Genomic DNA, 12,542 nt, shown 5'->3' with positions numbered 1-12,542 from the left:
CCTGGGAAACAATAGGAGTTGAAGTGAAAAGAAGCGACGACACCGGTGAGCGGCGCAAGCCGGGCACCGGGCGGGCCGGAAACCGGTCCCTGCTGGTCGCCGGACTGGGTGCGGCGCTCGCCGCGGTGCTCAGTCTCGGGCTGCTCAGCGCGGCCACGGGCTCCACGGCGGCCTCCCAGGCAGCGGGCGCGGCTCAGGCGCCCGCTGCCGACACGGCCGACATGAAGGCCGCGGCCACCCCCGACTACCAGGTCGACATCACGGGCTACAAGTTCGGCGACGGTAAGCAGCTCGTCGTCGAGGTCGGCCAGACCGTCCGATGGACCAACCACGACAGCGCCCCGCACACGGTGACCACGACCAAGGCCCCGGTGGCCTTCGACTCGGGGACCCTCCAGAAGGGCGACTCGTGGTCGTACACCTTCACCAAGGTGGGGACGTACGAGTACTACTGCGCGGTGCACCCGGACATGGTGTCGTCGGTGAAGGTCGTGGCGGCGTCCGGCGGTGGCGGTGGCGGTACGACGCCCGCGCCGACGCCGACCTCGACGGCACCCACGGCGACCCCGACGACGGGCCCCACGGCCACGCCGACGGCCACGCCCACGTCGACACCGACCGGCATGCCGATGCCGACGGCGACTCCGACGGCCACGCCCACCAGCGGTGACGGCTCCGGTTCCGGCGAGCAGTGCACGAGCATCCGCAACGAGCTCCTGCCGATCCTGCAGCACATCTACGCGGCGCACCTGGAGGAGTCGCCGGGCCAGCAGGTGCAGGACGCGCTGTCGCTGGACTCGTACATCAAGATGCACACGGTGTGGATCGAGAGCATCCTCAAGCCGGCCGTCAACGACGGGGGCACGGTGCTCGACAGCACGCTCAGCGTGCTGCTGGCCCACATCAACTCCGCGCACCTGGAGGAGTCGCTCGGGCAGCAGGTCACCGATCTGCTGAACCCCGACGCCTACGTGAAGATGCACACCGTCTGGGCCGAGCACCTGCTCACGCCCACCACGGACTTCCTCACCACCAGCTGCTGACAGCTGGGTGGACGCCGTTCCGGCCGGGGCTCAGCCGGCCGGAACGGCGTCCACGGTCATTCTCCACACCCCCGCCACATTTCGGGAACCGCTTTCCAAGGAGTTCGGGATGACAACCGTCACCCTGCCCACCGTTCCTCCGCCCCGCCGGCTCGGCGTGGCCCCCGGCCGCTCGCTCGCCGAACTCACCGCCTGGTACGGGCCGCTGCCGGTACGGCGGCGGCGGGTGCCGCTCGCCGGGGCCGCCCTGGAGGTGTCCGAGGACGCCGCGCAGTCGGCGTTCCGCTTCGAGTTCGACCACCGTGAGCTGCGGGCCGTACTCACCTCCGAGCAGGTCGAGGACCTGCCCGGCGACCGCCTCCAGCTCACCGCCGACCTCGTCCTCGACGAGGTCGCCTTTCCCGTCCTGCTGCGGCTGCGCGTGGTCGAGCGGGCGGTGGACCGGCTGCTCGTCGTGGGCACGGCCCGGCTGCCGTACCGGCTGCTGCGCCGGGCCACCGGATTCCGGCTGCCGTGGCGACTGCCGGCCACGCGGCTGCGGCTGCTCGTCGCGGCGGAGTTCGCGTGAGGGGCCTGCTGCGGGCCGCGGCGGCGCTCGCCCTCCTCACCGTGTGGCTGCTGCCGTCGGGGCAGGCCTCGGCCGCGGGCTACTCCGTGGCCATGAAGGGGTACGCCTTCTCACCGGCGTCCCTGAGCGTGCCCGCCGGCTCCACGGTGACCTGGACCAACTACGACACGGCCCCGCACGACGTGAAGACCACCTCCGGCCCGCTCTCGATCCACTCCCCCATGCTGAACAAGGGCCAGAGCTGGAGCTTCACGTTCACCACGGCCGGTTCCTACGGCTACGTCTGCACGGTTCACCCGGACATGACGGCGGGGATCACGGTCCGGGCGGCGGCCCCGGCCCCGGTTCCCGCGAGGTCCTCGACGGCACCGGCGCAGCATGTGCACACCGGGTCCGCCACGCAGCGGGAGGCGGCGACACCGGCCCGGACCGCTCCGCGTGCCGCCCGCTCGACCCCGGCGATGTCGATGACGATGCCGCCCTCGTCCCCCTCCCCGTCCCCCACGGCGGCCGGGGCAGGCGGGGCGGCCGTACCGCAGACGGCACAGCAGCCCGTGATCCAGACGACGGCCTCGACGGTCCGCCCCCTGGATCCCCTGCTGCTCCTGGCGGGTCTGGTGGCCGGAGTGGCGGTCCTGTGCCTCCTGCTGGTGGGCTCCAGGACGTCCCGGGCGCAGAGGGAGGAGCCCTGACAGCGGCTGCCTGAGCGGACGCGGGGCGGTGTCAGTCCTTGGCGCGGTACCGCCGCATCTTCGCCCGGGCCCCGCACACCTGCATCGAGCACCACCGCCCCCGCCCCGCCGGACTGCGGTCGTAGTACGCCCAGTGACAGTCCGGGGCCTCACAGGCCTTGAAGCGGCTCCACGTTCCCGCGACCAGCGACTCGGCGACGGCGGCGGCGACGCGGGAGTGGAGGGGCCGGGCGTCGGCGGGGGCGAGCGCGGCAGAGCCATCCGCGGTGAAGGTCAGGAGCAGCGGCGCCGACGCCAGCAGGTCCCCCAGCGGCGTGACCGCCCGGTGCGGCGGATGGCCCGCGTGGGCCAGCAGTGCGACCCGCAGCGACTCGCGCAGCTCACGGGCCCCCGCCGCCTCGCTCTCGGCGAGCCCGAAGCGCGCCCGGCCCGCCGCCGTGTCCAGCGCGTCGGCACCGGACTCCAGGTTCAGCGTGTTGACGAGGTCCTGGATCAGTCCGAGGCGCCCCGGAGCGGGCGATCGCTCACTCATGGCTGCACGCTGCCTACCTGGTGGCCGGTGAATTCCCTTGCAACGTTACCTCCAATACGGGAGCATGCGGTAACACCGTTACTGGTTGCCGCGCTCTACTGGTAACCGCGCTTCAAGGAGGAAGCCGTGGCCGTCGCCACCCTCGGAACCGTCGTCCTGGACTGTCCGGACCCCCGCGCCCTCGCCGGTTTCTACGCCGCCGTCCTCGGCGGCAGCGTCGAGGGCGAGGGCGACTGGACCGACCTCAGCATCCCCGGCGGGCCGTCACTGGCCTTCCAGGCCAGCCCCGGCTTCGTACCGCCGAAGTGGCCCTCACCCGACGCCTCGCAGCAGTTCCACCTGGACCTGACCGTCGAGGACCTGGACGCGGCCGAGGCGTACGTCCTCGAACTGGGGGCGAAGCCGCTCGACACCGACGACCGCTCGCGCAGCTGGCGTGTGTACGCGGATCCGGCGGGGCACCCGTTCTGTCTCTGCGCCTGCTGACCTGGAGGATCTCCCGTGCCTGTCGCGACTTTTCGTTCCGTGGTGATCGACTGCCCCGATCCCCGCGCACTCGCCCGCTTCTACGCCGGGATCGTGGGCGGCACCCCGCAGGACGACGACCCCGACTGGGTCGTCCTGCAGGTCCCCGGCGGACCCCGGCTGGCCTTCCAGGGCGCACCGGGGTTCACCCCGCCGGAGTGGCCGCGCGCCGACCGCAACTCCCAGCAGTTCCACCTGGACTTCGACGGCGGCAGCACCTGGGAGGAGATCGACGCGGCACAGGCCAAGGTGCTGGAGCTGGGGGCCCGGCTGCTGCAGGCCGAGGACAAGAACGACTTCCGGGTGTACGCGGACCCGGCGGGCCACCCGTTCTGCCTGTGCCGGATCGAGGCGCACGAGGTCCTGTGAGGCCTAGCCGTCCAGCTCGGCGATCTTCGCCGTGGACGGCTCGCGCCGTTGCTGCGCCGCCCGGGCCGTGAAGTCGGACCCGCGCAGGACCCGCTGGACGTTGCCCCAGGTCAGCAGGGCGAGGTCGGCCTCGGTCCAGCCGCGGCGCAGCAGCTCGGCGACGAGGTGCGGGTAGCAGGAGGCGTCGCCGAGTTCCTGCGGGTGGGCGGTGCCGGCGTCGTAGGTGCCGGACAGCCCGACGCATTCGGCGCCCGCTACCGCGCGCACGTGGTCGAGGTGGTCGGCGACGTCCCGGACCGTCGGGCCGGTCTGCTCGGCGGTCAGCGGCACCATGCACAGTCCGTTGACGGCGCCCAGCTCGGCGAGCAGGTCGTCGGGGAGGTTGGCGGGGTGGGGGCGCAGGGCGCGGGCGGCGGAGCGGGTGAACAGCACGGGCGCCTTGGAGACCCCCAGGGCCCGCCGCATGGTGACGTCCGAGGCGCCGGAGAGGTCGGCGAGCACACCGAGCCTGTTCATCTCGCGCAGCACCTCCTCGCCGAACCGGGTGAGCCCGGCCTCGCTCGCCCAGGACACCCCGGTCAGGGTGAGGGCGCGCAGGCCGAGGGCGTGCAGGGAGCGCAGGATGCCGAGCGAGTCGCCGAGGGCGGCGGCACCCGCGGGACCGAGCAGGACGGCGGCCCGGCCGCAGTTGCGGGCGTCCATGGTCTCGCTGGCGGTGCGGGCGAGCCGCAGCCCCTCCGGGTGGTTCCGTACGACCGTCTTCACCAGGTCCAGCTGCTCCAGCGTGGCGCCCACCGCCCGGTCCCCGTCCAGCCCCTCGGGCAGGTGCAGCGACCACAGCAGGGCGCCGACGTGCCCCTCCCTGAGCCGCGGCACGTCCGTGTCGACGGCGCTCTCGCCGAGCTCCAGGTCGAACCAGGGCAGGTGGCGCAGGGCCCAGGGCAGTCCGCTGTAGCCGTCGGCGACGGGGTGCGCGGCGAGGATGGCGCGGGCGCGTTCCAGAAGATCGGTGTCCGGGTCATGGACGGGCGCCAACAGCTCCGGCACAGCCTCGAAGAGCTGGGGCAGCTCGCCCACCTCGGCCGTGGTGTGCAGTTCGTCCTGGAGGTCTGCCATGACGGGCTCCGTACGTCGTGATCGCCTGATCGCCGTACGGTCACCGTCGCACGGAGCGCGGGGGGCTTCTCGGTGGGCGCGGCGTTCGGGGGTACGGCGGATCAGGCGCGGTGGCTGACGTGTGCGGGCGGGGCGGACGGCTGCACCGACCGCCCCGCCCGGAGGCCGACGGCGGTCAGCCGTCCAGCGACTCGATGGTCGCGTTGGACGGCGCGCGGGTCGCCCGAAGGTCCCGCGCCACGTCCTCCCCCGCGCCCAGTACGCGGACCGCGTTGCGCCAGGTGAGCTTGGCCAGGTCGGGCTTCGACCAGCCCCGGTCGAGGAGTTCGGCGATCAGGTTCGGATAGCCGGAGACGTCGTCGAGGCCGTCGGGGGTGAAGGCCGTGCCGTCGTAGTCGCCGCCGATGCCGATGTGGTCCACGCCGGCGACCTCGCGCATGTGGTCCAGGTGGTCGGCGACCGTCGAGACCGTGGCGACCGGGCGTGGGTGGTGCTCCTCGAAGGCGCGGTGCACCTTCATCGCCTCGGGGGTGGTCGCGAGGTGGTGGAAGCCGTGCTCGCGCATGTTCTCGTCGGCCGCGGCCGTCCAGTCCACGGCGGCCTGCAGGACGAACTTCGGGACGAAGGTCACCATCGCCATGCCGCCGTTGGCCGGGAGCCGTTCCAGCACGTCGTCCGGGACGTTGCGCGGGTGGTCGCACACCGCCCGCGAGGAGGAGTGCGAGAAGATCACCGGCGCCAGCGAGGCGTCGAGCGCGTCCCGCATGGTCGTCGCCGCCACGTGCGAGAGGTCGACGAGCATGCCCTCACGGTTCATCTCCGCCACCACCGCACGGCCGAAGGCGGACAGGCCCCCGACGCCGGGCTCGTCGGTCGCCGAGTCCGCCCAGTCCACGTTGTCGTTGTGGGTGAGGGTCATGTAGCGCACCCCGAGCGCGTACAACGCGCGTAGCGTGGCAAGGGAGTTGGCGATGGAATGGCCGCCTTCGGCCCCCATCAGGGAGGCGATACGGCCCTCCGCGCGCGCCGCCTCCATGTCCGCCGCGGTGAGCGCGGCGCGCAGATCCGACGGGTGCCGCGCGATCAACTGCCGTACGCAGTCGATCTGTTCCAGCGTCGCCGGTACCGCGCCCGGCAGGTCCGAGCGGACGTACACCGACCAGTACTGCGCACCGACCCCGCCGGCCCGAAGGCGTGCCAGGTCCGTGTGCAGGTGGGCCGACTGGTCCGTGGCGATGTCACGGGCGTCGAGGTCGTAGCGGACCTGTTCGCGCAGTGCCCAGGGCAGGTCGTTGTGGCCGTCGACGACCGGGAACTCGGCGAGGAGTTCCCGGGCTGTCTCCAGTGCGGTCACGGCCGTCACTTCCCGAAGCCGAAGCCGTTGCCCGGGCTCTCGACCTTGGCGCGCAGGCGCTTGCCCTTCTCGGTGGCCTGGTCGTTCAGCTCCTGCTGGAACTCCCGCATCCGGCCGAGGAGTTCCTCGTCGTGGGTGGCGAGGATCCGGGCCGCGAGCAGACCCGCGTTGCGGGCGCCGGCGACGGAGACGGTCGCGACCGGGACACCGGCCGGCATCTGCACGATGGAGAGCAACGAGTCCATGCCGTCGAGGTACTTCAGCGGGACCGGGACGCCGATGACCGGCAGCGGGGTCACGGAGGCGAGCATGCCGGGGAGGTGGGCGGCGCCACCGGCCCCCGCGATGATGACCTTCAGGCCGCGCCCGTCCGCCTGCTCGCCGTACGTGATCATCTCGCGCGGCATGCGGTGCGCGGAGACGACGTCGACCTCGTACGCGATCTCGAACTCGTCGAGGGCCTGGGCGGCGGCCTCCATGACGGGCCAGTCGCTGTCCGAACCCATGACGATGCCAACAACGGGGCTCATTCGGTGATCGTGCCTCTCAGGTAGCCGGCAGCGTGACGTGCGCGTTCGAGAACGTCGTCCAGGTCGTCGCCGTAGGTGTTGACGTGGCCGACCTTGCGGCCGGGCTTCACGTCCTTGCCGTACATGTGGATCTTCAGCTTGGGGTCGCGGGCCATGCAGTGCAGGTACGCGGAGTACATGTCGGGGAAGTCGCCGCCGAGGACGTTGACCATGACGGTCCACTTCGCGCGCGGGCGCGGGTCGCCGAGCGGGAGGTCGAGGACGGCCCGGACGTGGTTGGCGAACTGCGAAGTGATCGCGCCGTCCATCGACCAGTGGCCCGAGTTGTGCGGGCGCATCGCGAGCTCGTTGACGAGGATGCGGCCGTCGCGGGTCTGGAACAGCTCGACGGCGAGGTGGCCGACGACGCCCAGTTCCTTGGCGATGTTGAGGGCCATCTCCTCGGCCCTGAGCGCGAGGGACTCGTCCAGGCCGGGCGCGGGGGCGATCACGGTGTCGCAGACGCCGTTCACCTGCTGCGACTCGACGACCGGGTAGGCGACGGCCTGGCCGTGCGGCGACCGTACGACGTTGGCGGCGAGTTCCCGGACGTAGTCGACCTTCTCCTCGGCGAGGACGGGCACGCCGGCCCGGAAGGGGTCCGCGGCCTCCTCGACGGAGTCCACGACCCACACGCCCTTGCCGTCGTAACCGCCGCGCACGGTCTTGAGGACGACGGGGAAGCCGTCGCCCTCTTCCGCGAAGGCCGCCACGTCCTCGGGATCGCTGACGATCCGGTGCCGTGGGCACGGAACGCCGATCGCGTCGAGTCTCGCCCGCATCACGCCCTTGTCCTGGGCGTGCACGAGCGCGTCGGGGCCGGGGCGCACGGGGATGCCGTCCGCCTCCAGGGCTCTGAGGTGCTCGGTGGGTACGTGTTCGTGATCGAAGGTGATCACATCGCACCCGCGCGCGAACTCACGCAGCGTGTCGAGGTCGTGATAGTCGCCGATGACGACATCGCTCACCACCTGCGCCGCGGAATCCTGAGGGGTGTCACTGAGGAGCTTGAACCTGATGCCGAGCGGGATGCCTGCCTCGTGTGTCATACGAGCGAGCTGGCCTCCGCCGACCATGCCGACTACGGGGAACGTCACGGGCCCAGGGTATCGGTCACGCCACCGCGGCCGGATTCCGCGCCTCTTACCGGTCCTCTTACCAGCTTGTTCCCAGCTTGTTCCCATGAGTGTGAGTTCATCCACAGGCAACCGGGAAGGCGGATGGTTAGCATGGCTGAGTTGACGAAACCGACCGACTGGGGGCCTGTACGACCATGGGACATGGTTCCTCAGGGCTGCGAAGGGCCGTGCGCGAGGTCGCCACATTCGGTGCGGTGGGCGGAGCGGGGCTCCTCGTCAACCTTGCCGTCTTCAACCTCGTCCGGCATCTCACCGAGCTCGCGGTGGTCCGGGCGAGCGTGATCGCCACGGTCGTCGCGATCGTCTTCAACTACATAGGGTTCCGGTACTTCACGTACCGCGACCGCGACAAGAGCGGCCGCACGAAGGAACTGACCCTGTTCCTGCTGTTCAGCGCGGTCGGCCTGGTCATCGAGAACGGCATCCTCTACGTGGCGACCTACAGTTTCGGCTGGGACAGCCCGCTGCAGAGCAACATCTTCAAGTTCGTCGGCATCGGCATCGCGACCCTGTTCCGCTTCTGGTCCTACCGCAGCTGGGTCTTCAAGACCCTGCCCGCCCGCGAGGCGGTCGCCAGCGCGGAGTCCTTCCTGACGGAAGCCGAGCAGGTGGCGGCGCGCAAGCCCCGGCCCGAGCAGCGGGTGCGCTGAGCCGAGCCGCCGAATTCCGGCTGCCTCAGGTCACCGAACCATCGGCTCGTCGTCCTCCATCGCCACCGACTTCAACGGCGTCCGGGACAGGAACAGGCCGAACACCGGCGGCTGGGCCTGGAGCATCTCAAGACGGCCCCCGTCGGCCTCCGCCAGGTCGCGGGCCACGGCCAGCCCGATGCCCGTGGAGTTGCGGCCGCTGATCGTCCGCTCGAAGATCCGCGCACCGAGATCGGCGGGCACCCCGGGGCCCTCGTCGGTGACCTCGATCACGGACTGGTTCCCGGTGACGCGCGTGCGCAACGCCACCGTGCCACCGCCGTGCATCAGGGAGTTCTCGATCAACGCGGCCAGCACCTGCGCGACCGCCCCCGGCGTTCCGACGGCGGTGAGGTGCCGTTTGCCGGAGCTGACGATCGCCCGCCCCGCACTGCGGTACGCGGGCCGCCACTCGGCGAGCTGCTGCTGGATGACCTCGTCGAGGTCGAAGGTGACGGCGTTCCCGGCGCGCGGGTCACGGGAGTTGGTCAGCAGCCGCTCGACCACGTCCGTCAGCCGCTCCACCTGGGTGAGCGCGACGTTCGCCTCCTCCTTCACCGTGTCCGGGTCGTCGGTGAGGGTGATCTCCTCCAGGCGCATCGACAACGCGGTCAGCGGTGTACGCAGCTGGTGGGAGGCGTCGGCGGCCAGGCGCCGTTCCGCCGTGAGCATGCGGGCGATGCGCTCGGCCGAGGAGTCCAGGACGTCGGCGACCCGGTCCAGCTCGGGGACGCCGTAGCGCTTGTGCCGGGGCCGCGGGTCGCCGGAGCCGAGTCGTTCGGCGGTCTCGGCGAGGTCGGTGAGCGGCGCGGAGAGCTTGTTGGCCTGGCGGATCGCGAGGAGCACCGCCGCGATCACCGCGAGCAGCGCCACCAGGCCGATGATCAGCAGCGTGCGTCCGACCTCCCGGGTCACCGAGGAGCGCGGCTCCTGCACGGTGACCGTCTCGCCCTCCTCGCCCTTCTCCGTGGAGCTGATGACCTCGCCGGACACCTGGGAGCCGACCTCGATCGGCGGTTGCCCCGGGAGCCGGATCACGGCGTACCGTTCCTGCGCCACCTGGTCGCGCAGTATCTCGGCGGTCACGTCCTCGTGGGCGAACAAACGGCTGTCCACGATGCCGACCAGCCGGATCGCCTCGGAGTCGACGCGCTCCTGGGCGCTGTTGCTGATGGTCCGCGTCTCGACGATGACGAGGGACACCCCGAACACGGCGATGACCACGAGCACTACGGCGAGCGTGGACTGAATCAAACGGCGACGCACAAAGCCCTCCGGCCAGGTGACCCACTCAAAGGCCGCGCGACCGACCGCACACGGCGGCCGGTCGCGCGTCGGCCCGTGGCCCCTAGCTCTTCTCGAACCGGAACCCGACTCCACGCACGGTGGCGATGTACCGGGGGTTCGCGGCGTCGTCCCCCAGCTTCTTGCGGAGCCAGGAGATGTGCATGTCCAGCGTCTTGGTCGACGACCACCACGTGGTGTCCCAGACCTCCCGCATCAGCTGGTCCCGGGTCACGACGCGGCCGGCGTCCCGTACCAGGACCCGGAGCAGGTCGAACTCCTTCGCCGTGAGCTGGAGTTCCTCCTCGCCCATCCACGCGCGGTGCGACTCGACGTCGATCCGCACCCCGTGGGTGGCGGGCGGCTGCGACGGCTCGGCCGCCCCGCGCCGCAGCAGGGCCCGGACCCGGGCGAGCAGTTCGGCGAGCCGGAAGGGCTTGGTGACGTAGTCGTCGGCGCCCGCGTCGAGACCGACGACGGTGTCCACCTCGTCGGCGCGCGCGGTCAGGATGAGGATCGGTACGGCGTGGCCTTCGGCGCGCAGTCGGCGGGCCACCTCGAGGCCGTCCATGCCGGGCAGACCCAGGTCGAGCACGACCAGGTCAATGCCGCCCTGCATTCCGGCGTCGAGTGCGGTGGGGCCGTCCTCACGCACCTCGACCTCGTACCCTTCCCGGCGCAGGGCGCGGGCCAGCGGCTCCGAAATGGACGCATCGTCCTCGGCGAGCAGTACACGGGTCATGAGCTGATGGTAGACGCCTCTTGACAGATGCTGTGGTGTGATCGCCACCCCGTGATTCTTACCTTTCGGCTTACCCGAGCGAACCTGTGTACATGCGGTGAGAACCATGAAAAGGCCTTAGAAACTGGGTGTACGGTTCCGTGATTGCCTGTGTTCCATGTCTCAAGTCATTCCATTTCCGGCACTGTCCTGCCGTATGGTGATAGGACGCCTCCAGCACCGTGGAGACCTTTGGCGCGCTTGATGCCGAAGGTCCCTTTTGTGTGCGGTACACCTCCACCAGCAAGGAACGACCATGGCGTCCAGCCTGACGAAGGACTCGGTGACTCCGGGCACCCCCGGTTCCGACAAAGCCTTCTTCGGCCACCCCCGCGGACTGGCCACACTCTTCATGACCGAGATGTGGGAGAGGTTCTCCTACTACGGGATGAAGGCCCTGCTCACCGTCTATCTGCTCTCCGGCGGCGCCGATGCCGGCAAGGGCAGCATGGGCGGCGGCCTCGCGATGGACGTGGCGACCACCACCGTGATCGTCTCCGTCTACTCGGCGATGGTCTATCTGCTCGCCATGCCCGGCGGCTGGCTCGGCGACCGCGTCTGGGGCCCCCGCAAGACGGTGGCCATCGCGGCCGTCACGATCATGGCCGGTCACCTCACGCTGGCGCTGCCCGGCGGCCAGGCGCCGTTCTTCGCGGGCCTCGCGCTCGTCGCGGCCGGCTCCGGTCTGCTCAAGGCCAACATCTCCACGATGGTGGGCCACCTGTACGACGGCCCGGACGACCCGCGCCGCGACGGCGGCTTCACGATCTTCTACATGGGCATCAACGCGGGCGCGTTCTTCGCCCCGCTGGCCATCGGCACCGTCGGCCAGGAGGTCAGCTGGCACCTCGGCTTCGGCATGGCCGCGGTCGGCATGGCGATCGGTCTGGCCGCGTTCCTGCTCGGCACCCGCAACCTGAGCCCGCAGAGCGCCGTCGTGCCCAAGCCGCTTGCGGCCGAGGAGCGCGCGGCCTGGCTGCGCAAGGGTTTGCTGTGGGTGATCGCCGCGACCGTCTTCTACGGCGTCGTCGGGTTCACCGGTCACTTCACGCTGAACTGGGCGATGATCCCGCTCACCGTCATCGGCCTCGTCGTCCCGGCGGGTGTGCTGCTGCGCATCAAGCGCGACAAGGAGCTCTCGGCCACCGAGCAGTCGAAGATGTCCGGCTACATCTGGTTCTTCGTCGCGGCCGCCGTGTTCTGGATGATCTACGACCAGGGCGCGTCCACGGTCCAGGCGTTCGGCTCGAACGACCAGAAGGTCTCCGGCTCACTGCTCGGCTTCGACTTCCCGACCTCCTGGTACCAGTCGCTGAACCCGCTGTTCATCATGGCGCTGGCCCCGGTCTTCGCCTGGGTCTGGGTGTGGCTGAACCGGCAGGGCAGGGAGCCCGGCACCATCGTGAAGTTCTCGATGGGCCTGGTGCTGGTCGGCGTCTCGTTCTTCTTCTTCCTGGTCCCGATCGCCATGGCGGCGAACGGCACCGCGGTCAGCCCGATGTGGCTGGTGGGCATCTACTTCATCCAGACCGTGGGTGAGCTGTGCCTGTCGCCGGTCGGACTGTCGGTGACGACGAAGATGGCTCCCGCCAAGTACGCCTCGCAGATGATGGGGGTCTGGTTCCTCGCGGTCACCGCGGGCGACTCGATCACCGGTCTGCTGTCCAACCCGGCGATCGCGGGGGTCGACCTCAGCGGGACGCCGGCGGTGTTCGGGGAGGCGGCGCTGGCGGCTCTCGCCGGGTTCGCGGTGTGGATGTACCGGCGGAAGGTGAAGTCCCTCATGGGGGACGTCCGCTAGGCCCGCACGGGCTGAACCGACGGGGCCGCTGCACCTGCCCGGGTGCGGCGGCCCCGTGTGCTTCACCGATGTGCGCGGTT

At 70.7% G+C, this 12,542-nt stretch carries 14 protein-coding genes; 7 read left to right on the top strand and 7 right to left on the bottom strand.

What is annotated here, in order from left to right:
- Positions 1-23: 23 nt before the first annotated feature.
- The 3 genes from ACFYRX_RS37980 (at position 24) to ACFYRX_RS37970 (ending at position 2,303) form a co-directional block, all read left to right on the top strand.
- Complete coding sequence (locus tag ACFYRX_RS37980; RefSeq protein WP_389110256.1) at positions 24-1,043, top strand: plastocyanin/azurin family copper-binding protein; 1,020 nt, start codon at positions 24-26, stop codon at positions 1,041-1,043.
- A gap of 109 nt (positions 1,044-1,152) precedes the next feature.
- Positions 1,153-1,611 carry a hypothetical protein gene (locus ACFYRX_RS37975; RefSeq protein ID WP_389110254.1) on the top strand — a complete coding sequence of 153 codons (459 nt, stop codon included), beginning with the start codon at positions 1,153-1,155 and terminating at the stop codon, positions 1,609-1,611.
- Positions 1,608-2,303 (top strand): plastocyanin/azurin family copper-binding protein, encoded by a 696-nt coding sequence (locus ACFYRX_RS37970; protein ID WP_389110252.1) that lies wholly within the window; start codon positions 1,608-1,610, stop codon positions 2,301-2,303. Before ACFYRX_RS37975 ends, ACFYRX_RS37970 begins: the two co-directional genes overlap by 4 nt.
- A gap of 31 nt (positions 2,304-2,334) precedes the next feature.
- On the opposite strand, the gene ACFYRX_RS37965 is transcribed toward ACFYRX_RS37970, so the two are convergent.
- Complete coding sequence (locus ACFYRX_RS37965) at positions 2,335-2,835, bottom strand: CGNR zinc finger domain-containing protein (protein ID WP_389110249.1); 501 nt, start codon at positions 2,833-2,835, stop codon at positions 2,335-2,337.
- A 126-nt stretch (positions 2,836-2,961) separates the two neighbouring features.
- On the opposite strand from ACFYRX_RS37965, the gene ACFYRX_RS37960 reads away from it, so the two are divergent.
- Both ACFYRX_RS37960 and ACFYRX_RS37955 read left to right on the top strand, forming a co-directional pair.
- Positions 2,962-3,321, top strand: coding sequence for a VOC family protein (locus ACFYRX_RS37960; protein WP_389110247.1), 360 nt, complete (start codon positions 2,962-2,964; stop codon positions 3,319-3,321).
- Between the two features lie 15 nt (positions 3,322-3,336).
- Positions 3,337-3,729 carry a VOC family protein gene (locus ACFYRX_RS37955; RefSeq protein ID WP_389110244.1) on the top strand — a complete coding sequence of 131 codons (393 nt, stop codon included), beginning with the start codon at positions 3,337-3,339 and terminating at the stop codon, positions 3,727-3,729.
- A 3-nt stretch (positions 3,730-3,732) separates the two neighbouring features.
- Here ACFYRX_RS37955 and ACFYRX_RS37950 read toward each other — a convergent pair whose 3' ends face one another.
- The 4 genes from ACFYRX_RS37950 to ACFYRX_RS37935 form a co-directional block, all read right to left on the bottom strand.
- Entirely contained in the window at positions 3,733-4,845 is a 1,113-nt protein-coding gene (locus ACFYRX_RS37950) for a dipeptidase (RefSeq protein WP_389110242.1), read from the bottom strand.
- A 175-nt stretch (positions 4,846-5,020) separates the two neighbouring features.
- Positions 5,021-6,199 (bottom strand): dipeptidase, encoded by a 1,179-nt coding sequence (locus tag ACFYRX_RS37945; protein WP_389110239.1) that lies wholly within the window; start codon positions 6,197-6,199, stop codon positions 5,021-5,023.
- Positions 6,200-6,204: 5 nt separating this feature from the next.
- The gene (purE, locus tag ACFYRX_RS37940) at positions 6,205-6,729 is read right to left on the bottom strand and encodes a 5-(carboxyamino)imidazole ribonucleotide mutase (protein WP_389110236.1); all 525 of its coding nucleotides are present in this window, start codon (positions 6,727-6,729) and stop codon (positions 6,205-6,207) included.
- Positions 6,726-7,865, bottom strand: a complete 1,140-nt coding sequence (locus ACFYRX_RS37935; protein ID WP_389110233.1) for a 5-(carboxyamino)imidazole ribonucleotide synthase — start codon at positions 7,863-7,865, stop codon at positions 6,726-6,728. The genes purE and ACFYRX_RS37935 overlap by 4 nt, the downstream gene beginning before the upstream one ends.
- Positions 7,866-8,041: 176 nt before the next feature.
- On the opposite strand from ACFYRX_RS37935, the gene ACFYRX_RS37930 reads away from it, so the two are divergent.
- Complete coding sequence (locus ACFYRX_RS37930) at positions 8,042-8,557, top strand: GtrA family protein (protein ID WP_389110230.1); 516 nt, start codon at positions 8,042-8,044, stop codon at positions 8,555-8,557.
- A gap of 30 nt (positions 8,558-8,587) precedes the next feature.
- Here the strand turns inward: ACFYRX_RS37930 and ACFYRX_RS37925 are convergent, their stop codons facing one another.
- Both ACFYRX_RS37925 and ACFYRX_RS37920 read right to left on the bottom strand, forming a co-directional pair.
- Positions 8,588-9,862, bottom strand: a complete 1,275-nt coding sequence (locus ACFYRX_RS37925) for an ATP-binding protein (RefSeq protein WP_389110227.1) — start codon at positions 9,860-9,862, stop codon at positions 8,588-8,590.
- Positions 9,863-9,944: 82 nt separating this feature from the next.
- The gene (locus tag ACFYRX_RS37920) at positions 9,945-10,622 is read right to left on the bottom strand and encodes a response regulator transcription factor (RefSeq protein ID WP_389110224.1); all 678 of its coding nucleotides are present in this window, start codon (positions 10,620-10,622) and stop codon (positions 9,945-9,947) included.
- Positions 10,623-10,917: 295 nt separating this feature from the next.
- Between ACFYRX_RS37920 and ACFYRX_RS37915 the strand changes: the two genes are divergently transcribed.
- Positions 10,918-12,462 carry a peptide MFS transporter gene (locus ACFYRX_RS37915; RefSeq protein WP_389110221.1) on the top strand — a complete coding sequence of 515 codons (1,545 nt, stop codon included), beginning with the start codon at positions 10,918-10,920 and terminating at the stop codon, positions 12,460-12,462.
- Positions 12,463-12,542 lie beyond the last annotated feature (80 nt).

The organism is Streptomyces sp. NPDC005374 (assembly GCF_042872225.1).
GTDB lineage: Bacteria > Actinomycetota > Actinomycetes > Streptomycetales > Streptomycetaceae > Streptomyces.
This window is presented reverse-complemented; position numbering and strand designations above follow the sequence as displayed.